At 71.4% G+C, this 22,538-nt stretch carries 24 protein-coding genes, 2 tRNA genes and 1 other RNA gene; 12 read left to right on the forward strand and 15 right to left on the reverse strand.

Annotation, left to right across the window (positions count from 1 at the left end):
• Positions 1-109: 109 nt before the first annotated feature.
• The 7 genes from AB0B35_RS09820 to AB0B35_RS09850 all read right to left on the reverse strand — a co-directional run bounded on the left by AB0B35_RS09820 (position 110) and on the right by AB0B35_RS09850 (position 3,478).
• On the reverse strand, positions 110-304 hold the full coding sequence (locus AB0B35_RS09820; RefSeq protein ID WP_360520542.1) for a hypothetical protein: 195 nt from the start codon (positions 302-304) through the stop codon (positions 110-112).
• Between the two features lie 99 nt (positions 305-403).
• Positions 404-479, reverse strand: a tRNA-Glu gene (locus AB0B35_RS09825).
• 132 nt (positions 480-611) lie between these two features.
• A tRNA-Gln gene (locus AB0B35_RS09830) sits at positions 612-683 on the reverse strand.
• A 68-nt stretch (positions 684-751) separates the two neighbouring features.
• Positions 752-1,537 (reverse strand): fumarylacetoacetate hydrolase family protein, encoded by a 786-nt coding sequence (locus AB0B35_RS09835; protein ID WP_360521702.1) that lies wholly within the window; start codon positions 1,535-1,537, stop codon positions 752-754.
• A 92-nt stretch (positions 1,538-1,629) separates the two neighbouring features.
• Entirely contained in the window at positions 1,630-2,322 is a 693-nt protein-coding gene (locus AB0B35_RS09840) for a hypothetical protein (protein ID WP_361043001.1), read from the reverse strand.
• Positions 2,319-3,143 (reverse strand): ATP-binding cassette domain-containing protein, encoded by an 825-nt coding sequence (locus tag AB0B35_RS09845; RefSeq protein ID WP_361043004.1) that lies wholly within the window; start codon positions 3,141-3,143, stop codon positions 2,319-2,321. Before AB0B35_RS09845 ends, AB0B35_RS09840 begins: the two co-directional genes overlap by 4 nt.
• Positions 3,140-3,478: a PadR family transcriptional regulator gene (locus AB0B35_RS09850; protein WP_361043006.1), complete on the reverse strand. Its 339-nt coding sequence runs from the start codon at positions 3,476-3,478 to the stop codon at positions 3,140-3,142. The genes AB0B35_RS09845 and AB0B35_RS09850 overlap by 4 nt, the downstream gene beginning before the upstream one ends.
• Before the next feature lie 71 nt (positions 3,479-3,549).
• Here AB0B35_RS09850 and AB0B35_RS09855 point away from each other — a divergent pair, with 71 nt between their 5' ends.
• A complete protein-coding gene (locus tag AB0B35_RS09855; protein WP_361043008.1) occupies positions 3,550-4,422 on the forward strand; it encodes a 3-methyladenine DNA glycosylase in 873 nt (290 codons plus the stop codon).
• Positions 4,423-4,552: 130 nt separating this feature from the next.
• Here the strand turns inward: AB0B35_RS09855 and AB0B35_RS09860 are convergent, their stop codons facing one another.
• Positions 4,553-4,978, reverse strand: a complete 426-nt coding sequence (locus AB0B35_RS09860; protein ID WP_203699177.1) for a DUF350 domain-containing protein — start codon at positions 4,976-4,978, stop codon at positions 4,553-4,555.
• 124 nt (positions 4,979-5,102) lie between these two features.
• Positions 5,103-6,455 carry a glutamine synthetase family protein gene (locus AB0B35_RS09865; protein ID WP_360520558.1) on the reverse strand — a complete coding sequence of 451 codons (1,353 nt, stop codon included), beginning with the start codon at positions 6,453-6,455 and terminating at the stop codon, positions 5,103-5,105.
• 172 nt (positions 6,456-6,627) lie between these two features.
• Here AB0B35_RS09865 and AB0B35_RS09870 point away from each other — a divergent pair, with 172 nt between their 5' ends.
• From AB0B35_RS09870 to panB, 5 genes are all read left to right on the forward strand, one after another.
• On the forward strand, positions 6,628-7,452 hold the full coding sequence (locus tag AB0B35_RS09870; RefSeq protein WP_361043010.1) for a hypothetical protein: 825 nt from the start codon (positions 6,628-6,630) through the stop codon (positions 7,450-7,452).
• Between the two features lie 89 nt (positions 7,453-7,541).
• Positions 7,542-8,480, forward strand: a complete 939-nt coding sequence (locus AB0B35_RS09875; protein WP_361043012.1) for a hypothetical protein — start codon at positions 7,542-7,544, stop codon at positions 8,478-8,480.
• A gap of 10 nt (positions 8,481-8,490) precedes the next feature.
• Positions 8,491-9,540 (forward strand): hypothetical protein, encoded by a 1,050-nt coding sequence (locus AB0B35_RS09880; protein WP_361043015.1) that lies wholly within the window; start codon positions 8,491-8,493, stop codon positions 9,538-9,540.
• A 235-nt stretch (positions 9,541-9,775) separates the two neighbouring features.
• Positions 9,776-11,527: an NAD+ synthase gene (locus AB0B35_RS09885; protein ID WP_361043017.1), complete on the forward strand. Its 1,752-nt coding sequence runs from the start codon at positions 9,776-9,778 to the stop codon at positions 11,525-11,527.
• 118 nt (positions 11,528-11,645) lie between these two features.
• On the forward strand, positions 11,646-12,485 hold the full coding sequence (panB, locus tag AB0B35_RS09890; protein ID WP_361043020.1) for a 3-methyl-2-oxobutanoate hydroxymethyltransferase: 840 nt from the start codon (positions 11,646-11,648) through the stop codon (positions 12,483-12,485).
• A gap of 78 nt (positions 12,486-12,563) precedes the next feature.
• Here panB and npdG read toward each other — a convergent pair whose 3' ends face one another.
• Entirely contained in the window at positions 12,564-13,250 is a 687-nt protein-coding gene (gene npdG, locus AB0B35_RS09895) for an NADPH-dependent F420 reductase (protein ID WP_361043023.1), read from the reverse strand.
• 34 nt (positions 13,251-13,284) lie between these two features.
• A complete protein-coding gene (locus tag AB0B35_RS09900) occupies positions 13,285-14,037 on the reverse strand; it encodes a sulfite exporter TauE/SafE family protein (RefSeq protein WP_361043371.1) in 753 nt (250 codons plus the stop codon).
• A 184-nt stretch (positions 14,038-14,221) separates the two neighbouring features.
• On the opposite strand from AB0B35_RS09900, the gene rnpB reads away from it, so the two are divergent.
• Positions 14,222-14,637, forward strand: an RNA gene (gene rnpB / locus AB0B35_RS09905) — RNase P RNA component class A.
• Between the two features lie 13 nt (positions 14,638-14,650).
• Here rnpB and AB0B35_RS09910 read toward each other — a convergent pair.
• Both AB0B35_RS09910 and AB0B35_RS09915 read right to left on the reverse strand, forming a co-directional pair.
• Positions 14,651-14,977 (reverse strand): hypothetical protein, encoded by a 327-nt coding sequence (locus tag AB0B35_RS09910; protein WP_361043025.1) that lies wholly within the window; start codon positions 14,975-14,977, stop codon positions 14,651-14,653.
• A gap of 159 nt (positions 14,978-15,136) precedes the next feature.
• Complete coding sequence (locus AB0B35_RS09915) at positions 15,137-15,886, reverse strand: hypothetical protein (RefSeq protein WP_361043029.1); 750 nt, start codon at positions 15,884-15,886, stop codon at positions 15,137-15,139.
• A gap of 82 nt (positions 15,887-15,968) precedes the next feature.
• Between AB0B35_RS09915 and AB0B35_RS09920 the strand changes: the two genes are divergently transcribed.
• The 5 genes from AB0B35_RS09920 to AB0B35_RS09940 all read left to right on the forward strand — a co-directional run bounded on the left by AB0B35_RS09920 (position 15,969) and on the right by AB0B35_RS09940 (position 20,432).
• On the forward strand, positions 15,969-16,493 hold the full coding sequence (locus AB0B35_RS09920; protein ID WP_361043032.1) for a hypothetical protein: 525 nt from the start codon (positions 15,969-15,971) through the stop codon (positions 16,491-16,493).
• Between the two features lie 3 nt (positions 16,494-16,496).
• Positions 16,497-17,006 (forward strand): hypothetical protein, encoded by a 510-nt coding sequence (locus AB0B35_RS09925; protein WP_361043035.1) that lies wholly within the window; start codon positions 16,497-16,499, stop codon positions 17,004-17,006.
• 9 nt (positions 17,007-17,015) lie between these two features.
• Positions 17,016-17,519, forward strand: coding sequence for a tyrosine protein phosphatase (locus tag AB0B35_RS09930; RefSeq protein WP_361043037.1), 504 nt, complete (start codon positions 17,016-17,018; stop codon positions 17,517-17,519).
• A gap of 239 nt (positions 17,520-17,758) precedes the next feature.
• Entirely contained in the window at positions 17,759-18,910 is a 1,152-nt protein-coding gene (locus tag AB0B35_RS09935; protein WP_361043039.1) for a hypothetical protein, read from the forward strand.
• A 118-nt stretch (positions 18,911-19,028) separates the two neighbouring features.
• Positions 19,029-20,432: an RNB domain-containing ribonuclease gene (locus AB0B35_RS09940; RefSeq protein ID WP_361043041.1), complete on the forward strand. Its 1,404-nt coding sequence runs from the start codon at positions 19,029-19,031 to the stop codon at positions 20,430-20,432.
• Positions 20,433-20,493: 61 nt separating this feature from the next.
• Here AB0B35_RS09940 and AB0B35_RS09945 read toward each other — a convergent pair whose 3' ends face one another.
• Entirely contained in the window at positions 20,494-21,771 is a 1,278-nt protein-coding gene (locus AB0B35_RS09945) for a bifunctional RNase H/acid phosphatase (protein ID WP_361043043.1), read from the reverse strand.
• Positions 21,768-22,508 (reverse strand): C4-type zinc ribbon domain-containing protein, encoded by a 741-nt coding sequence (locus AB0B35_RS09950; RefSeq protein ID WP_361043045.1) that lies wholly within the window; start codon positions 22,506-22,508, stop codon positions 21,768-21,770. Before AB0B35_RS09950 ends, AB0B35_RS09945 begins: the two co-directional genes overlap by 4 nt.
• Between the last annotated feature and the right edge of the window lie 30 nt (positions 22,509-22,538).

Here is a 22,538-nt window from a genome sequence, read left to right on the forward strand (position 1 = left end):
GAACGCCACCAAGAAGGTCTTCCTGTCCACCGAGGACGAGCAGTCCATCGGGGTCAAGGCCGACGACATCGTGTCGGCGATCGCGCGGCCGCGACACCCGTGCCGACGACTAGTTCCCGGCGCCCATCGCGCCGCCGGTCGAGGTCGGGGTGCCCACCTCGCGCGCGACGTGGATCATCGGGTTGCCGTCGTAGTAGTCGCGTGGCGGGTTGATGTGTCCGTGCCGTTTGCCACGGCGGTCGGCGACGACCGCCAACACCAGGATGAGACCGAGCACCACGCCACCGACGATCCAGAGGGTCATGGACGCGGACGATAGCGGGGCTGCGCCATCGCCGCAGCCCCCCACTCCTGCGCACAACGGCAGAAGCTCACGAGCAATGCTCGTGAGCTTCTGGAAACCTGGTAGCCCCGAAGGGATTCGAACCCTCGCTACCGCCTTGAGAGGGCGGCGTCCTAGGCCGCTAGACGACGGGGCCAGGTCGATGTTCCGGAGAACACCTTATTCATTTTTCGACCGCCTAGCTGACTTCTCAGCTCGGCGGCCCGCTGAACTTTAGCAGGTCCAGCAGCCTCGCGCGAATCGGGCTTAACCCGATCTTGCTTGGTTGCTGGGGTACCAGGACTCGAACCTAGACTAACTGAACCAGAATCAGTTGGGCTGCCAATTACCCCATACCCCATTGGCACCGTTGCCGCTGCCGGGACAGAACTTTACCTGACCTCCCCGGCAGCGCCAAATCGGTATCCCCTACCGCGCGGCGACCGGGTTGCGCAGCTCCCCCAGCCCCTGGATGCGCACGCTCACCACGTCCTTCGCGGCCAGCGGCGACACCCCCGCCGGGGTGCCGGTGAGGATGACGTCGCCGGGCAGCAGCGTCATCACGTGGGACACGTACGACACCAGCGTGGGCACGTCGAAGACCATCTGCGAGGTGCGGCCGAGCTGGCGCACCTCCTCGTTGACCTCGCAGCGGACCTCGGCGTCGGTGACGTCGACGGCGGTGTCGATCCACGGTCCCAGCGGGCAGAACGAGTCGAACCCCTTGGCCCGGGTCCACTGGCCGTCGCTCTTCTGCAGGTCGCGCGCGGTGACGTCGTTGGCGATGGTGTACCCGAAGATCGCCTTCTCGGCACCGGCCCGGTCCACCCGGCGCGCGCCCGTGGCGCCGATCACCACGGCCAGCTCGGCCTCGTGCTCGACCTGGTGCGACTGCTCGGGCAGCCGGATGATGTCGTGCGGCCCGATCACCGATGTGGACGGCTTGAGGAACAGCAGCGGCTCCTTGGGCACCTCCGCGCCGTGCTCGGCGGCGTGGTCGGCGTAGTTGCGCCCCACCCCGATCACCTTGCTGGGCAGGATCGGGGAGAGCAGGCGTACGTCGGCCAGCGCGAAGCGCTGCTCGGTGAGATCCAGCTCACCGAAGGGGTGGCCGTTGATCGCGCGTACCGTCAGCGCCTGGGCCCCGGCCTCCGGATCCCCCTCCACCACGCCGAACGACATACCACCCGGATGAACGAAGCGAGCGATGCGCACCACAGCCCCCAGCTGAAGATCTCTTGTCGATGTCCAGCTTCAACTTACGCCGTAGGCCTGGTGTGACCCCGCTCGCTCCACCCGCGACCGGCTCAGCGCCGGGCGACGAACCGCAGGTGTGACCGCTGTCGCAGCCGGTATCCCGACGCGACCGCGACCACCGCCAGCAGCGCCGCCAGGCACACCATCGCGTGGATCACGCCCCGGGTCAGGTAACCGCCGTCGGTGTGGTCCACGGCATAGGTGCCGATCTCGCGGCTGAACCAGAACGGCAGCAGCCGTGAGGCGGATGAGGCCGGGTCCATCATCATCTGCAGTCCCACGACGATGAGCAGCACCAGCATGCCCTCCAGCTCCCGCGGCAGGGCGGCGCTGAGGGCGAGCCCGAACGGTGCGGCGACCGCCACGGTCAGCAGCATGATGAGCCCGATCGCGCCGTACCTGATGTGCTCCTGGTCGATGCGGATCAGCACGTAGTAGGGCGCCGACAGCAGCAGGCCGACCGTCCACAGCGCGGCCAGCCGGCCCAGGTACAGGTGGCCGCTCCGGTATCCGGACAGCCGCAGCCGGGGCTCGACGGCGCGCGCCGCGCTGCCCGCGAACAGCGCCGCGGTGCTCATCGCCCAGCCGATCCCGAGGCACACGAACCGGATCGACTGCCCCGCGTGGGAGTCGCGCCGGCTCAGGTAGAACGCCAACGGGAAGATCAGCAGAATGGCCAGCACACCCCGGCGGCGCGCGATCTCCCGCAGCGCCATCTCGGCCACGACCAGGGTCTTCCTCATGCCCGCACCTCACTCCTCGGCGTCAGGTCCAGCACGATGTCCACGCCGTCACGGGTGTTGAGCAGGTGGGTCACCACCACGATCGCCTTGCCGACGTCGCGCCAGCGGCGCACCTGCTGCCAGAAGTCCAGATAAGAGCCCTGGTCGAAGCCCTGGTACGGCTCGTCCAGCAGGAGCACGTCGGGGTCGCCGAGCCCGGCCATGACCAGGTTGAGTTTCTGCCGGGTGCCGCCGGACAGGTGACGGGCCTGCGTGCCGCCGCGCGGATCCCAGTCCAGCGCCGCCGCGCCCGCCCGGCCGCTGTCCCGGGCGCCCGCCCGCGACATGCCGCGGCCCGCGCCGACCAGCAGGAAGTGCTCGTCGGGCACGAGGAAGTCGCTGGTGCCGCCACCCTGCGGGCAGTAGCCGAGCGCGCCGTGCACCCGCACCTCGCCCCGGTCCGGGCTGACCAGGCCCGCGCAGATGCCCAGGAACGTGCTCTTGCCGGAGCCGTTCGCGCCGACCACGGCGGCGACCTCGCCCGCGCGTACCGTCAGGTTCACCTCGCGCAGCACGGTCCGGCGGCCGTACCGCTTGGTGATGCCGAGGACCTCCAGCCGCACCGGCCCGCCGGGCGCGCGCCGCGGCGGCGGCTCCAGGCGCACGCTGTCGGCGACCGTCGCCGCGTACGCCTGGGGCGGGCCGAACGCCCGCAGCGGGTCGTCCCCGCTCTCCCACAGGTGGGCGGCGGTCTCGGCGAGCACGTTGCCCGCCGTCTCCGCGGCCACCCCGTGCCGGCGCAGCTCGCCGGCGAGGGCATCGAGCCAGGTGTCGTGTCTCACCGTGCCGCCACCTCTCGCAGAATCGCGCTCACCCCGCCCGCGAAGGCCTCCCAGTCGGCCGCGGACCGCCGCAGCGTCTCGGCGCCCTCCGGGGTGATCCGGTAGTACTTGCGGGCCGGGCCGGACCCGCCCTCGCGCCAGTGCGCGGCGACCTGGCCGCCGCGCTGCAACCGCAGCAGCACCGGGTAGAGGGTGCCGCCCTGGATGCCGTCCAGCCCCGCCACGTGCAGCGACTGGATCAGCTCGTAGCCGTAGGACTCGCGGTGGGCGAGCACGCCGAGTACGCACAGGTCGAGCACTCCCCGCAGCCATTGACTGCGCCGCTCCAGCTCCATGGCGCGAGACGGTAGCACAGCGAGCTAGTTGGTGTCGCTACCTAGTGCCCGTCACTCGGTACCCTGGCCTGGTGAAAACCGCCCCTTCCGCTGTCGACGCGCTGAACCCCGGTGTCTGGCGTGCCCGCCGGCAGGCGCACGAGGAGCTGGTGGACGGCTGGCTGGCCCAGCACCTGGCCCGCCGCCGCGACGGGGTGAAGCACCCGGTGCACGACTTCCTGTTCACGTACTACTCGCACCGTCCGGCGCAGCTGCGCCGCTGGCACCCCGGCCACGGCGTGCTGCTGCGCGACGGCGTCGCCGAGCGCGACTACCTCTCCGTCGACGGCGGTGTTCTGCTGGACCCCGCGCTGCTGGCCAAGCGGGCCGACTCGGTGCGCTGGATCCGCGACCTGCTCACCGCGACCGCGTCCCGGCCCGCCCAGCTGGGCTGCTTCGGCATGCACGAGTGGGCCATGGTCTACCGCCAGACCCAGCAGGAGGTCCGGCACAACTCCTGGCCGCTGCGGCTGTCCCCCGCCGCGACGGCCGAGGTCGTCGAAGACCGCGGCGTACGCTGCAGCCACTTCGACGCGTTCCGCTTCTTCACCGCGCCCGCGCGGCCCCTCAACGTGCACCAGCCCACCCGCGAGCTGCAGCCCGCCCTCGAACAGCCCGGCTGCCTGCACGCGAACATGGACCTCTACAAGTGGGCCTACAAGCTGTCCCCGCTGGTCCCCAGCGAACTCGTCACGGCCTGCTTCGCCCTGTCCCGCGAGATCCGCGAACTCGACATGCGCGCCAGCCCGTACGACCTCGCCGACCTCGGCTTTCCCCCGGTCCGTGTCGAGACCCCCGACGGCCGCGCCGAGTACGCCGCCACCCAGCGCTCCTTCGCCGACCGCGCCGCCCCCCTCCGCGCCGCCCTGATCACCGCCTGCGACCACCTCCTCGCCGCAGCCTGACCCGGCTCGCGGCCGATGATCGCTGTTTCGGCTCAAGATCTGCGGTTCAACCCCAGGTTCTGACCGCAAACGGCGATCACCGCCGGCCAGGACGGCTCGGCGGTGATCGGGGCGCGTTGGTGCGGCTGCGTCAGGCGATGCAGGCGCAGACGATGAGGGCCGCGCCGAAGTGGGTGGCCGCGGTGACCTTCGCGGCGGGGTGCGGCTCGATCTCGGCGATCATCTCGCCCAGGCGGCCCGGGGTCAGCCAGTCCAGTGCCATGAACGCCAGCGCCATCAGGCCGATGCCGAGCAGGCCGAAGATCACCGTGGAGGCCAGGCCCTTGCCGAAGTCCTCGTAGCTGGTGAAGATCGCGGTGAACACGATCAGCGCGATGCCGAGCTGGTTCGCGGCCAGCAGGAGCGCGGCGTTGCTGCTGCGCTGGTGCCAGATCAGCTCCCGCAGGCGGCCCGGCGTCAGCAGGTCCACCACCACGAAGCCGACCGCCATCAGGCAGATCCCGGCCACCCCGAACACCACGCTCTGCCACGCACCTGTGACCAGGTCCTGCACCATGTACGCCTCCACTGCATCCGAATGTCGCTCGGGAGGCTAGCGGACGCCCGCAACAGGGGCGTCCGCACGGGTCTGACCAGGTTACTTACCGCGCACCGAGGCTGAGCCGCCGATACCTGGGCTGCTAGAGCGCACCCAGGTATTTGATCCGCTCGTACGGAGTCACCTCGCGCCGGTACTCCTCCCACTCGGCGCGCTTGTTGCGCAGGAAGAAGTCGAACACGTGCTCGCCGAGCACGTCGGCGACCAGTTCCGAGCCGGCCATCACGTCGATCGCCTCGGACAGGTTCTCCGGCAGGGCCGAGTAGCCCATCGCGCGGCGCTCGGCGTTCGACAGCGCCCAGACGTCGTCCTCGGCGCCCGGGGGCAGCTCGTAGCCCTCCTCGATGCCCTTCATGCCGGCCCCGAGCAGCACCGCGAAGGCCAGATAGGGGTTGGTGGCCGAGTCCAGCGAGCGGACCTCGACCCGGGCCGAGTTCGGCTTGCCGTACGCGGGGACGCGGACCAGGGCGGAGCGGTTCAGGTGACCCCAGCAGACGTACGCCGGGGCCTCGCTGATCCGGTCCGGGATCATCTGCGGGAACAGCCGCTTGTACGAGTTCACCCACTGGTTGGTGACCGCGGTGAACTCCCGCGCGTGGGTGAGCACGCCCGCGATGAACGCCTTGGCGGTCTTGGACAGCTTGTGCGGGTCGGCCGGGTCGTGGAAGGCGTTGCGCTCGCCCTCGAACAGCGACAGGTGCGTGTGCATGCCGCTGCCGGGCTGGTCGGTGAACGGCTTGGGCATGAAAGTGGCCCGCACCCCGTGCGACAGCGCCACCTCCCGCATCACGTGCCGGAACGTCATGATGTTGTCGGCGGTGGTCAGCGCGTCCGCGTACCGCAGGTCGATCTCCTGCTGACCGGGGGCGACCTCGTGGTGGCTGAACTCGACGGAGATGCCGATGCGCTCCAGCGCGAGCACGGCCTGGCGGCGGAAGTCGCGCGCGATGGCGTGCGTGGTGTGGTCGAAGTAGCCGCCGGAGTCGACCGGGGTCGGCACGCCGCCGTCCGCGGGCGCGTCGGCGAGCAGGAAGAACTCGACCTCGGGGTGGGTGTAGAAGGTGAAGCCCTTGTCGGCCGCCTTCGACAGCGCCCGGCGCAGCACGTGGCGCGGGTCGGCCCAGCTCGGGGTGCCGTCGGGCATGAGGATGTCGCAGAACATGCGGGCGCTCTCGCCGGAGCCGCCGCCCTCGAACGGGAAGACCTGGAACGTCGTCGGGTCCGGCATGGCGATCATGTCGGACTCGTACACCCGGGCGAAGCCCTCGATGGCCGATCCGTCGAAGCCGATGCCCTCCTCGAAGGCCGCCTCCAGCTCCGCCGGGGCGACACTGACCGACTTCAGGGTGCCGAGCACGTCGGTGAACCAGAGGCGCACGAAGCGGATGTCGCGCTCCTCAAGCGTACGCAGCACGAACTCCTGCTGACGATCCACGGCAAGCCTTCCTAGACGAGATCTCCGGCCAGTCTGGCCCGGCCTCATTACGCGCACGTTACGCCATCCTTCAGCTGTACGCCGGAGCACGGGGATGCCGCAACTTCGACGCCCTTCACCCCGTTGAGACGGTCAGTGACACGGAGCTCCCCTCGATGCGCAAGGAGCGCCCATGAACCGCCTGGACTCCCTCTTCCCGGTGCGCCACCGCACCATCGCGGGCGGTATCGCCCTGGGTGGGCTGCTGATCGGCGCGCTCACCCTGGCCGGGGTGCTCGGCGCGACGCACCGCCAGCAGCAGGCCCAGGCGACCGAGACGACCCGCAAGACGCTGCCGCTCACCGCGACGCAGCCGGAGCTGCAGGCGGCGCTGCTGGCCGAGGTCGACCTGCCGGCCAGCTACGCCCCGCAGCAGCCCAGCCCGTCGCCCAAGGTGCGCACGCCCCGCCCGGAGCGCTGCGCTGCCCTGCTGGGCGCGCCCGACGAGCTGATCCGCACCGCCGCGGCGACTGTGGCGACCACGCACCCGAAGGCCCGCCTGCAGCCCACCGCCCAGGCGGTCTCCGGGCACCGCGGGCCGACGCTGATCACCCAGGTGCTGAGCACCTTCTCCGGCGACGGCGCGCTCGGCACCCTGAACGAGCTGCGCCGGATGGGCCAGCGCTGCCGGGACTTCAACGCGGTGCTCGACGACGGCACGGCCGTCCGGGTGCGTGTCGAGGACGTGCCGCGCGACCGGCTCCCGGCGGACCTGCTGAAGCTGGAGGGCGACGCGTACGCGCTGCGCTTCACGCTCACCGGCAAGGAGCGGACCATGACCGGCTATCTGGCGCTGGGCCGGGTCGGCGGGCTGCTGTCGATGCTGCGTGAGATGGACTCCGGCGAGCGGCAGGGCGCGGTCGCCGACCTCGGCCGGTTCACCGGGCTGCTGGAGCAGGCGGCGAAGAAGCTGCTGCCCATCACCCTCGGCGGGGCGCAGCCGACCCCGCGGGGCTGACCCCGGACATTGATCATCGTTGAGGCGTCCGTTTAGGATGGCGGGAATCGCGGCCTGACCGGCCCCCACCCCTCCCTCAAGGTGTGTCCATGCCCCCGTCCGACAACGCCACCGCGCAGCCGAGAGCCGTCTGGGCGGAGCGTTTCGCCGGCATCCTGGCCGGTTCGTTCGCGATCCCGCTGCTCGGCGAGATCCTGCTCGCGGTGCTGAACAACGAGGATTTCGACTACCTGCGCACCGCCATCACGGCGATGGTGCTGGGCGTCGGCGCGGCGATCCTGTACGCCTCGCAGGTCGGCCGCATCGTGTTCCAGCGGGCGCGGGCCGGTTTCCTCATCGTCGCCGGGTTCGCCACCGCGACCCAGGGCTTCCTGCAGGCGGCCCGGCCCGAGTGGCTGCGCGGCGACCCGATCGAGGGCGTCGTCGGCATGGTCACCCTGATCCTGGGCCTGTCGGTGTTCGCGATGGGCTGGTTCTACTTCCGGGTCGAGGCCCCGGTGGCCGAGGCGGCGGTGATCCCCGCGCCGCGCGAGCCGCTGCCGATCGAGACGGTCTCCTTCGTCCGCGCCCAGGGCCGCTACGACGCCGCGAAGCACACCAAGTACTTCGACGCCTGCCGGGCCGCGCTGAGCCTGGAGCAGTTGCACTACGTCGCCTACTACGAGGGACGCCACCAGGTCTTCGCGATCGACGTGTTCGACCGCCTGGAGGACTTCCAGCCGGTGGAGTCCACCCAGGCGCAGCGGCGGGAGAAGTACCACGAGCACGGGCCGCAGCTCATCGACCTGATGGCGGAGATGGACGGGCGGTTCAGCGTGCTGGAGACCGGGCCGCTGATCCGCATGGTGTTCGACGTCGAGCAGGGCGCGATCTACTACTACATGATCAATAGCAATCCGGCCGTGCACGTCATCGGGGTCACCCTGGACCAGGCCCAGATCCACACCGCCGACGACGCCCTCGAGAAGCTCTCCGTGGAGCTGCGGCGGCGCTCCGGCCGCCTGCCCATCACCCAGCAGAACACCTAGGGGGTACGCGGTGCGCCGCCTGGCCTGGCTCGCCCTGGCCGTCCTGATCGGCCTCGGCACGGCCGCCGTCACCGGCGTCCGGATCGCCGACGCCACCGACACCACGCCCTACCTGCTCGCCACCGCCGCCCTGCTGGCGATCGGCCTGTACGGCAGCACCTACGGCATCGACCTCGCGGCGGCCCGGCAGGACCGGCGGCTCATCGTCGCCGCGGTGACCGTCGGCGTCGTGGTCAAGGCGGCCGTCATCGGCGGATCCCTCGCGCTGGCCTGGCAGGACCCGCTGTTCCTGCTGCTGGGCATCGTGGTGGCGCAGATCGACCCGTTGTCTGTCGCGGCGCTGCTCGGCGACGACCGGCTCTCGCCCCGGGCCCGCACCGTGCTGGCCGCGTGGTCCTCGTTCGACGACCCGATCACGGTGGTGCTGACCGTCTACGCGGCCGCCGTCACCACCGGCGCGCTCGGCCTTAGCGGCCGGGGCGAGCAGGGCGTGCACGTCGCGGACGGGCTGCTCGCGTACGCCGCGGATCTGGGCTTGAATCTCGCCTTCGCGGCGGTGGTGTGGCTGCTGTGGCGTCACGGCGTCCGTAATCGGCCCCGGTGGGCGGACATCCTGCTCGCCGTCGCGGTCGCCGTCGCCGTGTGGCAGTTCTGGATGCTCGGTCTGGCGCTGATCGGCCTGTTCCTGCGCCCGGCCTGGCTGGAGCGGCTGCTGCCCCGGATCACCCAGGGCGCGTTGTACGCCGCCACGATGCTGCTCGGACTGCTGCTCATCGGCGGGATCGCGCTGCCGCGGGGGGTGACCCTCGGCCTGGCCGCGTTCGCCGCGCAGATCCTGGTCGGGTGGCTGCTCACCCGGAACATGCCCGCCGCCGACCGGCTGCACCTGGCCTTCGCCCAGCAGAACGGCATCACCGCGATCATCCTCGCGCTGCGCCTGGAGACCCAGTTCGCCGGCGTGGTCGCCGTGGTCGCCCCCGCCATCCTGGTCACCAACCTCACCCACCACGCCGCCAACCACCTCCTCGACCGCCGCGCGCGCGTCCGCACCTCCACTTGATCGCCCGACCTGCCCGGCAAGTGGGCGAACGGGGTCCCGCGCCCCGCCACCCCGCCCATGATCGTTCGACTTGCCCGGCAAGTGGGCGAAAGCGGCCTCAAGATACGCACAGGTGCCTGGCAAGTCGGATGACCTTGGGCGCGGGCCGCCGGGCGCGGGCGGCGGAGGGGACTGTGGCAGGGCACACGCCTGGTGGGAAACGCGCGGCGGGTGGGGTGTGCGGGAAGATGAGGGCATGACCGCCACGCTGCGTCTCGCACTCGCCCAGGTGAACCCGACGGTCGGCGACCTCGCCGGCAACGCCGCCATCGTCCGCGAGTGGTCCGCGCGGGCCGCCGAGGCCGGCGCGCACCTGGTCGCCTTCCCCGAGATGATGCTGACCGGATACCCGGTCGAGGACCTGGTGTTCCGGCAGTCCTTCGTCGAGGCGTCCCAGCAGGCGCTGGTGAAGCTGGCCGAGGACCTGGCCGGCGACGGGCTGGGCGAACTGGCCGTCATCGTGGGCTACCTCGACGCGGACGGCCCGGCGCGGCTCGGCGCGGACTCCACCTCCGCGGTCGGCCCCCGCGACTCGCTGGCACTGCTCCACCGCGGTGTGGTCGCCGCCCGCTACGACAAGCACCACCTGCCCAACTACGGCGTGTTCGACGAGGACCGCTACTTCGTGCCCGGCGACACGCTGACCGTGGTGCGGGCGCAGTGGGCCGATGGCAGCCAGGCCGACCTGGCGCTGACCATCTGCGAGGACATCTGGCAGGCGGGCGGCCCGTTCGCGGTGGCGGCGTCGGCCCGGGTGGGGCTCGTCATCAACATCAACGGCTCGCCGTACGAGCTGAACAAGGACGACCTGCGGCTGCCGCTGGTGCGGCGGCGGGCCGCCGAGGCCGGGGCGACCGTGGCGTACGTCAACATGATCGGCGGCCAGGACGAGCTGACCTTCGACGGCGACTCGCTGCTCGTGGCCGCCGACGGCACGCTGCTCGCCCGGGGGCCGCAGTTCCACCAGCAGCTGCTCGTGCACGACCTGCACCTGCCCGAGGCCGACCCGGACGCGCCCGCCGGGCACCTGGGCGCCATGCGTGTCGCCCGGGTCCCGCTGACCACCTCCTGGGCCCAGCCCGCAGGCCCGGCCGCCGACGCCGGGATCGCCGACCGCCTCAGCGACGAGGCCGAGGTGTGGAACGCCCTGGTGCTCGGCCTGCGCGACTACGTACGCAAGAACGGCGCGAAGTCCGTGCTGCTGGGTCTGTCCGGCGGTATCGACTCGTCGGTCGTCGCCGCGATCGCGGTGGACGCACTCGGCGCCGAGCACGTCGTCGGCGTCTCGATGCCCAGCGGCCACTCCTCGCAGCACTCCCGCGACGACGCCGCCGAGCTGGCCCGGCTGACCGGCCTGGACTACCGCATCGAACCGATCGAGCACATGGTGGACTCGTTCCTGTCCAACCTGAACCTGTCCGGCCTGGCCGTGGAGAACCTCCAGGCCCGGGTGCGAGCGGTGATCCTGATGGCGCTCTCCAACCAGGAAGGCCACCTGGTGCTCACCACCGGCAACAAGAGCGAGCTGGCCGTGGGCTACTCGACCCTGTACGGCGACTCGGTGGGCGCGTTCAACCCGCTCAAGGACGTGCCGAAGACGCTGGTGTGGAAGCTCGCGCACTGGCGTAACACGGTCGGCGAGGTCATCCCGGAAAGCTCCATCACCAAGCCGCCGAGCGCCGAGCTGCGCCCGGGGCAGCTGGACACCGACTCGCTGCCGCCGTACGACCAGCTGGACGCGATCCTGGCCGGCTATGTCGACGGCGACCAGGGCCGCGACGAGCTGGTCGCCGACGGCCACGACCCGGCCCTGGTGGACCGCATCCTGCGCCTGGTCGACGGCGCGGAGTACAAGCGCCGCCAGTCCGCGCCCGGCACCAAGATCTCGTTCAAGGCGTTCGGCCGCGACCGCCGCCTGCCCATCACCAACCGTTGGCGCGAAAGCTGAACACTGTCCCCCAGTGAATTACTGCACTGAACCCTGACATCGGGTGTTCAACAGGTGGAAACATTCTCCTGGAGACCCGGGGACCGTGAACGCGGCCTCGAGGCGAGAGGAGACAGCGATGTCCGACAGTGTGCCCTCCCTCTACGGCGGGCCGGCTGGCTCGCGGGTGCGCACCCGCCACCTGCAGCTGGCCAAGGAGCGCGGTGAGAAATGGGCCATGCTCACCTCCTACGACCAGTACACCGCCCAGATCTTCGACGAGGCGGGCATCGCGGTGCTGCTCGTCGGCGACTCCGCGGCCAACAACGTGTTCGGCTACGAGTCGACCCTGCCGGTGACGGTCGAGGAGATGCTCCCCCTGGTCCGCGCCGTGGTCGGCGCCACCAAGCGGGCGCTGATCGTCGGCGACCTGCCGTTCGGCACGTACGAGGAGTCCCCCGAGGTCGCCCTGCGCACCGCCGTGCGCTTCATGAAGGAAGCCCGCTGCCACGCGGTCAAGCTGGAGGGCTTCCGCCCCGCCCAGATCCAGATGATCACCGGCGCGGGCATCCCCGTCATGGCCCACCTGGGCTTCACCCCGCAGTCCGAGCACCAGCTCGGCGGCTACCGGGTCCAGGGCCGCGGTGACGACGCCGCCGCCACGCTGCTGCGCCAGGCCCGCGAGGTCGTCGCGGCGGGCGCGTTCGCGGTCGTCCTGGAGATGGTCCCCGGCGACGTCGCCAAGCAGGTCACCGCCGAGATCGGCGTACCCACCGTGGGCATCGGCGCCGGCCCCGACACCGACGCCCAGGTCCTCGTCTGGCAGGACATGGCCGGCCTGCGCCCCGCCTCCGCGGGCCCCACCCCCCGCTTCGTCAAGAAGTACGCCGACCTTCACGCCGTCCTGTCCCGCGCCGCCGCCGAATTCGCCGCCGACGTCCACGACGGCGCCTTCCCCACCGCCGACCACACCTTCTGATTTCGAAGGAAGGGCACCTTCTACATCGCATAGCGATGTGAAGGTGCCCTTCCTAACGCTTAACTGCCGGTGAGCTGGTCAGACGTCGGTGATGCGGATGCCGGAGTGGGCCTTGTAGCGCTTGTTCATCGCGATCAGGTTCGCGGTCAGGGCTTCGACCTGACCGGCGTTGCGCAGGCGGCCCGCATGGATGCCGCGCATGCCGGGGATGCGGACGGCCAGCGCCTGCACCACGGCCACCGCCTCGCGGTCGTCGCCGAGCACCAGGATGTCCAGGTCCATCCGGGTCACCGCCGGATCCGCCAGCAGCTCAGCGCTGACGTGGTGGAACGCCGCCGTCACCCGCGACTCCGGCAGGATCGCCGCGGCCTGCTGCGCGGCGCTGCCCTCGTCGACCTTGAGCGGGTACGGCCCCTGCTTGTCGAAGCCCAGCGGGTTCACGCAGTCCACCACGATCTTGCCGACCAGCGCGTCGGCCAGCCCGGCCAGCGTCTCGGCGTGCCCCGCGTACGGCACCGCCACGATCAGCACATCCGAGCGCCCCGCCACGTCGGCGTTGTCGCCCCCGCTGACGTTGCCACCGGACAGCTCCGCCAGCTCCGCCGCCGAGGCCGCCGCCCGGTCCGCGCTGCGCGAGCCGATCAGCACGCGCTGGCCGGCCAGAGCCAGCCGGTATGCCAGTCCGCGGCCCTGATCGCCGGTGCCGCCGAGGATGCCGACCGTCAACGCGCTGACGTCGGGAAGGGAAGCCAGGTCCAATGCCATGCCTGATCCTCGCATTGAACGAGCGTTCACAGCGCTATGACATGGCTCGCACGAACAGCACACCCGCCACGGTCACCCCGAACGCCACGATGACCGCCCGCAGCGTACGCGCCGGCAGCCGCCGACCCGTCCGCGCGCCGACGAACCCGCCCAGCAGCGTCGCCGGCACCAGCACCGCCACCGCGGGCCAGTAGACCGGACCGAACAGCGAGTACATCGTGGTGGCGACCACGCCCACGACCAGCTGGAGGAGGTTCTTCAGCGCCACGATGCGGTTCAGCGACTCGACCACGACCAGGCTCAGCACCGCGATCAGGATCACGCCGAGCACCGAGTTGAAGTAACCGCCGTACACCCCGACGAGAAAGAGCAGCACGAGCCGCAACCAGACCGGCTGCGCGTGCGGCTCGCCCACCAGGCGGCTCACCCGTGCCTGAAACGCCAGCAGCAGGGACGCCGCCAGCACCAGCAGCGGCATCAGTTTGGCGTACACGCCCGGCGGCGTGTGCAGCAGCAGCACGCAGCCGGTGACCGCGCCGGACAGCACCGTCGGCGCCAGCACCCGCAGCCGCGCACGCTGCCCGCGAAGGTCGGGCCAGGTGCCCAGCACGCTGGCGGAGTAGCCCCCGGTCACCGAGATCGAGTTGGTGACGGTGGCCTGGACCGGCGGCACCCCCAGCGCGAGCAGCACCGGCAGCATCACCAGCGACCCGCCTCCGGCGACGGCGTTCACACTCCCGGCCGCCACACCGGCGGCACCGAGCACCAGCAACGCCCCGAGATCCATCACCCCCGGAGGCTAACCACCGAGCCCACCTGCGCGCCCCGCGGCGCTGCGATGTCCGGCGGCATGATCGCTGCGTCAGGTCGAGATCTGCGGTTCGGCCGCACTTCTCGACCTGAAACAGCGATCATCGGCAGCGGCCCACGATCCCCCGCCTGCCGGGACGTATCATGGTCAACGCGACGGACGAGTCGGCCGGGCGGTCGCGTCACCACGGGCTCCGGCCCGGCGGTGCCGAGGAACGTCCGGACTCCACAGGGCAGGGTGGTTGTTAACGGCAACCCGGGGCGACCCGCGGGACAGTGCCACAGAGAACAGACCGCCCGCTCCCCTCGGGGCAGCGGGTAAGGGTGAAACGGTGAGGTAAGAGCTCACCAGCACCCCGGGTGACCGGGGTGGCTAGGTAAACCCCACCCGGAGCAAGACCAAGAGAGGCCGCTCGATCCGCTTCGGCGGGCGGGTGGCCGCGCGGACGTTCGAGGGTGGCCCGCCCGATGTCCGCGGGTAGGTTGCTCGAGCCTGCCGGCGACGGCAGGCCTAGATGGATGGCCGCCGCCGCGCGCGAGCGCGGCACAGAATCCGGCGTACAGGCCGACTCGTCCGTCCCTGTACGCCGTCAGAAGCCGGGCAGGCGGCCGCTCGTGATCTCCGCCCACACGTCGCCGAAGCGCTCCGGATGCGCCGCGTAGGCAAGCCCGACCGCGACCAGCGACAGCGCCAGCACCGGCCCGAACGTGCCGACCCCGACCCACCGACGGTGAACGGCCGAGACCGCGAGTCCGACTGCCGTCGCACCGAGGAACACGGCCAGGCCGGCGCCGATCGCCCACATGTCGCGCGCCCACAGTTCCGGCCAGTCCCACCAGTTGCCGAAGACGGCCCCGCTGCGTTCCAGGCCGAGGGCCAGCACCGGCGCGCCGACACCCAGTGCCAGAAGCCACATCGCCCCCTGCACCAGACGCACCTTGGCACGTACGGGCGGCTTCGGTCGATCTTCCTGCGTCATGGGCCGCAACATTAGGCCGCACGTTGTTAACACCGCATGAGCAGCCCTGACCTGCCCCGCAGCGCGCGATGAGTTAAGAAGGTGCCCCTCCACCACCTATGGCGATGTGAAGGTGCCCTTCCTTTCCTGCGGGCGGCGGGGGGAGGAGGGGCGGGTGGGGGTCGGGGTGGTGGGGAGGAGGTTCTGGAGGTGCATGGCGGTGGCGTACAGAAAGAGGACCACGCCGAGCATTTCGCACAGTTCCTCGGCTGAGGCGGCCAGCACGTAGCGCATGGAGGCCCAGCCGGGGGTGAAGCCGATGTTCTCCCGGCCGGTGTAGGCGCCCAGCACCTCGATTCCGGCCGCCCCGCCGAGGAACAGCGCGGCCGCGCCGAGCATGAGCCAGCGGACGCGGGGCGGCAGGGCGAGCAGGAAGCGCAGGTACGCCAGGGCGAGCACGAGCACCAGGGGCGCGGCGAGCACCAGCCAGGACAGGTACGACGCCTCGCCCGCGTCGAGGACGTCGGCCTGGGCCCCCAGCTCGTGGAACTGCGAGAACTCGTCCAGCGACAGCCCGGTGAAGACGACCGCGAGCACGCGCCAGTGGCGGCGGAAACGCGCGTCCGCGCCGCCGAGCTGCCACAGCAGCAGCGCGGCGAGGAACAGCAGCCCGCTGGAGAACCAGGTGGGCAGGTTCTGCTCCTTGTCGACGTAGAAGAACTTGACGATCCGGCCCCAGTACGGGATGAGGTCGTAGACACCGAAGCCGTGGTAGACGATCGTGAACCCGAGGCTGAGCAGGTGGATCGCGGCCACGCTCCACAGCAGCACGCGGAGCAGCTTCGATGCCGGCACGTCGAGTCTCATGCCTGACCAACGAACCGGCGACGGTCCGCAGCACGGTGTGCGCGGCTTCCTCCCCCGGGGAGTTTCGTGCCATAGTCACCCGGTGCCCGATACCCCCGCACGGATGCTCGCGCTCGCCGGTGTCCTGATCGCCCTACTGAGCCTGGCCGTGGCGCTGGCCGGTTACCGGCGCACCCGGCTGACCCCGAGCGCGCGGCTGTACCACATCAACAACTTCGGCCCGGGTGACGCCAAGGAGTTCCTGATCGCCACAACGGTGACGAACGGGACACTCGGCGCGGTGCAGGTGGTGACCTGCGAGTTCGAGGTCAAGGGCCTGCGCGGGCGGCACATGGTGGGCGGGCAGAGCCGCAAGGGGCCGGAGCTGCCGTACAAGGTGGAGGGTCACCATTCGGCCACCTGGACGGTCCCGGTGACCGACGTGGCCGAACTGCTCAAGGTGTACGGCAAGCAGACCGCGAAGATCCGCGCGGTGCTGGCGCTGGGCAGCGGGCGTGACGTCAAGGGCGGCTGGTTCCGCTTCGACCTGGACAAGTGGGCCGCGGGCGGCGAGAAGGCCAAGCCCGCCGGGGCCCGGCCGCAGAGCCCGGCGAAGTCGAAGGCCTGAGCCGTGACCGGCGTCGACATGTACTGGCAGCGGGTGCCGGAGGAGGCGCTGGCGGGTTCGCCGCGCCGGTTGTGGGACCGCTCGCCGGTGTTCGACGACACGGCGTACGAGCAGGCCGTGGCCGACGGCACGCTGCGCGCTGTCCCCGAGCACTACCTGCTGCTGGAGGTGCTCTTCGCGGGCAGCCAGGGCCCCGGTCACCCGGTGGCCGGGCTGGTCGTCTCGGGCGGGGCCTGGCATCCGGTCGACCTGTCCGGGGCGTCCGACGACGAGGTCGGCGTGCTCACCGTCGGCGAGGTCCGCGCGGTCTCGGAGTTCCTGCACGGGGCCGAGCCCGGCTCGTGGATCGCGCGGCGCGAAGTCGAACTGGCCGCGGTGCTGCGCGGTTACTCCACCCGCCCCTGGGACGACCTGCTCGCGCGGCGTCTGGCCCGGCACGCCGAGGGCCTCGCCGCGTTCTACCACCGCGCGGCCGCCGGCGGCGAGGCCGTGGTGAAGGTCCTGGTCGGCTGAGGCGGCCCTATGCCCACCAATCCCCACGTCGTCGACTGGCCCGCTGCGGGCAAGCTTGCGGTGATGCCGCGTCCGGCGGGCGGCGACTGGCTGGACGACGAGGTAGCCCGCCTGCGCCGGCACGGGGTCGACATCGTGGTCTCCGCGTTGACCGGCCCCGAATACGACCGGCTCGACCTGCGCGGCGAGGCGGCGGCGGTGCGTGCGGCCGGGATGCGGTTCGTCTCCTTCCCCATCCCTGATCTGGGCGTGCCGGACTTCGCCGCGTACCAGGCGCTGACGGAGCAGCTCGCCGACGAGGTGGCGGCCGGGCGGTTCGTGCTGGCGCACTGTTTCGGCGGGATCGGCCGGGCCACCGTCATCGCGGGCGGGGTGCTGATCCGGCTCGGGGCGAGCGCCGCGGACGCGATGGCCGCGATCGGTGCCGCGCGTGGGCTTGCGGTGCCGGAGACCGAGCCGCAACGGGCGATCCTGGCGCGGTTGGCCGGGTTGGCGGGTCCTCGCCAGACCTGAGCCCCGCGTGCCGCAAAGCGCGGCGGGGCAACCGATGCCGCGATACGTGCACTGTGGAGCGGTGACATCGGCACTCATAGCAATTTGACTTTTTTACGGATTTCGCCAGCACATGGGCCTTTTGCGGCGCACAGTGATGTCTGGAGCAGCAGTGCGCGGGAGGAAGCGCCGTGGCCACCGCTGTTTCGCGGTTCCGCCGGAGACATTCCGGCAGGACGTTCCCGTGAGGAGGACAAGCGATGGCCGTAGCCAAGGCCGCAGCGAAGAAGGCCCCAGCGAAGAAGGCCGCTGCCAAGAAGGCGGTAGCCAAGAAGGCGCCGAGCCGGCCGGCCGCGGCGAAGAAGGCCGCGCCTGCCAGGAAGACCTCGCCCGCCAAGAAGACCACCACAGCGCGCAAGACGACCACGGCGAAGAAGACCACCGCCAAGAAGACGTCCCCGGCCAAGAAGGCCACCACCAAGAAGACCACCGCGGCGGCGAAGAAGACCACCGCCGCGAAGAAGACCACGGCCGCGCGCAAGACCACGGCGGCCGCCCGCGCCACCGGCGTCAAGAAGGTCACGGCCGCGGTCAAGAAGACGGCCGCGAAGAAGACCACGACGGCGAAGAAGACGACCGCCGCCAAGAAGACGACGCCGCTGAAGAAGGCCGCCACGGCCCGCAAGACGACCACCGCGAAGAAGACCACCGCGGCGAAGAAGACGTCACCGGCCAAGAAGGCCGCCGTCAAGAAGACGACGGCGGTCAAGAAGACCGCCGCCGCCAAGAAGACGACGACGGCCGCGAAGAAGACCACTGCCGCGCGCAAGACCACCGCGAAGAAGGCGACCGCCAAGAAGACCACGGCGGCGGCGCGGAGCACCGGCGTCCGGAGGATCACCGCCGCGGTGAAGAAGACGGCCGCCGCGAAGAAGACCACCGCGGCCCGCAAGACGACCGCCAAGAAGGCGTCGCCTGCCAGAAAGACCACCGCGGCGAAGAAGACCACGGTCGCGAAGAAGACCTCGCCCGCCCGCAAGGCGACGGCCCGCAAGACGACCACGGTCCGCAAGACCACGACCGCGAAGAAGACCTCGCCGGCGCGCAAGAGCACCACTGCGGTCCGGAAGACGACCACCGCCCGGAAGACCACCGCGGCGGCGAAGAAGACTACGGCCGCCCGCAAGACGACCGGAGCAAAGAAGATCACCGCAGGGGTACGCAGGACCGCCACCGGCCGCACCACGGCGAAGAAGACCATGGCGGCCAAGAAGGTGACGCCGATGAAGAAGGCGACCACCGCCCGCAAGAGCGCGCCCGCCCGCAAGGCGATGGCGAAGACCGCCCCGGCCCGCAAGGCCACCATGCGCAAGACGGCGATGAAGAAGATGGCCCGCACAGCCATGCGTTAGCGGGGCAGCGTCGCCCTGATCGGTGTCATCCACAGCGTGACCTGCGGATGGCACCGAGTCGCCGGCACCGCCCGTACGGGCGGGGCCGCGGCGCGCGCACACCTGGTAAGAATGACCAATGGCATACCGCCGACTGCACGCCGAGGCCATCGACTTCACCGGACTGCGTCGCGAGCTGGAACTGCCCGACGGCTTCCCGCCCGCCGCGCAGGCGCAGGCAGAGGCAGCGGCCGCCGAGGTGAAGCTGCCCGACGCCGACCGCACCGACCTGCCCTTCGTCACCATCGACCCGCCCGGATCGCGCGACCTGGACCAGGCCGTGTGCCTGTTCCGCCGCGACGGCGGCTACCGGGTGCACTACGCCATCGCCGACGTCGCGTCCTACGTCGCCCAGGACAGCCCGCTGGAGGCTGAGACCTGGCGGCGCGGGCAGACGGTCTACCTGCCCGACGGCAAGGTGCCGCTGCACCCGCCGGTGCTCAGCGAGGGCGCGGTCAGCCTGCTGCCCGGCGTGGACCGGGCCGCGGTGGTGTGGACGATCGACGTCTCCGCCGACGGCGACACGATCGGCGTACACATGCAGCGGGCGCGGGTGCGCAGCCGGGCCAAGCTCGCCTACGAGGGCGTACAGGCCGATGTGGACAAGGGTGTGCTCGCCGAGCCGATCGAACTGCTGCCGGAACTGGGCCGGCTGCTGACCACGCGTGGCCTGGAGCGAGGCGCGATCAACCTGCCCATGCCCGAGCAGGAGATCGAACCGCACGGCGCGGGCTGGCAGCTGCGCCTGCGCGCTCCGCTGCCGGCCGAGGAGTGGAACGCCCAGATCTCGCTGCTGACCGGCCGTGCGGCCGCGGACATCATGCTGGCGGGGCGGATCGGCCTGCTGCGCACCATGCCCGCTCCGGATCCGGAGGCGGTGGCCCGGCTGCGGATCGCGGCGAAGGGCCTGGGCATGGACTGGCCCGCGGACATGACCGTGGGCCAGGTGCTCGCGGGGCTCGACCCGGCCCGGCCCAAGGACGCCGCGTTCGTCGACGAGGCCGCGGAGCTGCTGCGCGGAGCCGGGTACACGCCGTTCGCCGGGCAGGTGCCGGAGCAGCCGGAGCACAGCGCCGTCGCGGCGGCGTACGCCCACGTCACGGCTCCGCTGCGCCGCCTGGCCGACCGGTACGTCACCGAGGTGTGCCTGGCCCTGCACGACGGCCGTGAGGTGCCCGCCTGGGCCGCCGCGGCCCTGCCCGAGCTGCCCGCCGTCATGTCCGGCACCGACCGCGTCTCCTCCGCGGCCGAACGCGGCGCGATCGACCTGGTCGAGGCGACCATCCTGGCCGACCGCATCGGCGAGACCTTCCCCGCGACCGTGCTCGACACCAACCACGGCAAGCCCGGCGGCACGGTCGCTCTCACCGAGCCCGCGGTCCGCGCCCGCTGCGACGGCCAGCTCACCGCCGGCGACCAGATCACCGTCCGCCTCACCCAGGCCGACCCGACGAAGCGCCTCGTCCGCTTCACCCTCGCCTAGACCGAAGGAAGGGCACCCGCACAACGCTCCGCGTTGTGGCAGGTGCCCTTCCTGACGTTTGTCAGGCGCTGGGCAGCAGGTGTGCGGTGTCGTTGACCGAGCGCACCGAGACGCCCCCGTCGGGCCACACGTCGACGACCGAGACGCCGGCCGGGTCCAGCAGCAGCCGGTACAGGAACGCGTCGCCCGCCGCGAGCGCGTCGCGCAGGATCAGCTTGATCGGCGACACGTGCGACACGATGACGACCGTCTGGCCCTCGTACGCCTTCTGCAGCTTGCCCATCACCCCGCGCACCCGCTTGGCGACCTGCTGGAACGACTCGCCCTTCGGCGGCGCGACCGAGGTCGAGGCCAGCCAGGCGTCCAGCTCGGCCGGGTACTGCTCGCGCACGTCGCCGAAGGTCAGCCCCTCCCACACGCCGAAATCGCACTCGATCAGGTCGGCCTCGACGCTGACCGGGATGCCGCCCGCCGCGGACGCGATCGCCGCCGCGGTGGCCTTGCACCGGCTGAGCGGCGAGCTGACCACCCGGTCGGGGCGCAGCCCCGCGACCCGCCGTCCGGCGGCCGCGGCCTGCTCCTCCCCCACCGCCGACAGCGGCACGTCACCACGGCCGGAGTAGCGCTTCTGCGCGGTCAGTTCGGTCTCCCCGTGCCTGACCAGCACCAGCCGGGTGGCCGGGGCGGTTCGCGGGGCCCAGTCCTCGCGTGGCCGCCCCGCCGTGGCGGCGGACTTGCCCGAGCCCGCGGCAGAACCGGAGCCGGCGGCCCGGCTGGTTCCCGCGGTGCCCTGACCGGCCACCCGGCCCGACCCGGCGCCCGTTGCCGGTTCGCCGGATTCGGGGATGGCCGGGAAGGCGTCCGCGTCCCATGCGGTGACGATGCCGAACGCGGTCTCCCCGTCCAGGCCGCTCGTGCCCGCCCCGCCCTTGGCGGCGTCCATGGCCGCGTTGGCCAGGGCGTCGGCGGCCCGGTTGCGCTCGCGCGGGATCCACGTGTACGTGACCTGGTCGAACTTACGCACCAGCGTGGCCACCTCGGCGGCGAGCGGGCGCAGCCCCGGGTGCTTGATCTGCCAGCGGCCGGACATCTGCTCGACCACCAGCTTGGAGTCCATACGCGCCTCGACCTGCGACGCGCCCAGCTCGGCGGCGGCCTGCAGCCCCGCGATGAGCCCCCGGTACTCGGCGACGTTGTTGGTGGTCACGCCGAGTGCGGCGGCCCGTTCGGCGAGCACCTCGCCGCTGGCCGGGTCGCGCACGACCGCGCCGTACCCGGCCGGGCCGGGGTTGCCGCGCGCGCCGCCGTCGGCCTCGACGATGACCTTTCCGATGCTCACAGCCCGGACTCCGCCGTGCGGACCATGATGCGGCGGCACTCCTCGCAGCGCACGACCTCGTCCGGGGCGGCGGTCTTGACCCGGTTGCGGTCCGCGCCGAACAGCTCCAGGCGGCAGCCGCCGCAGCGGCCGTGCTGCACCAGGGCCGCGCCGAGCCCGCCGGACGACTCACGGATCTTGTCGTACAGCTGCACCAGCTCGGCGGGCAGATCGGCGGCCAGCGGACGGCGGGCTGTCTGCTTCCACTCCGCCTCCTTGGCGATCTCGGCGATGGATTCGTCCCGGCGGGTCTCCGCGGCGATGCGCTTCTCCCGGGCGACGGAGATCTTCTCGTCGACCGCCTCGAGCGCGCCCTGCGCCGTCTCACGCTTCTCCATCAGCTCCAGCTCGGCGTCCTCCAGCTCCGACTGCCGCCGGGTGAGCGAGCCGATCTCGTGCTCCAGCGCGGTCAGCTCCCGCGCGGGCAGCCGCCCGTCGTCCATACGCTGCTGGTCCTTGGCCCGGCGCTGGCGTACGGTGTCGACCTCGCGCTCCAGCCGGGCGATGTCGCGGTCGAGGTCGTCGACGTCGACCTCGGCGCGGGCCCGTTCGTCCTCCAGCCGGCCGATCGCCTTGCCGAGCACGTCCAGCTCGGCGAACTCCGGCAGGTTCTTGCGCCGGTGCGCCAGCTGCTGCAGCGTGGTGTCGATCGCCTGCAGGTCGAGCAACCGCTGCTGGTCCTTCGGGTCGGCCTTCACGTCGGCACTCCTTCTCTCGCGGTTGTCCAG

The organism is Catellatospora sp. NPDC049133, from assembly GCF_040648455.1.
Classification (GTDB): Bacteria; Actinomycetota; Actinomycetes; order Mycobacteriales; family Micromonosporaceae; genus Catellatospora; species Catellatospora aurea.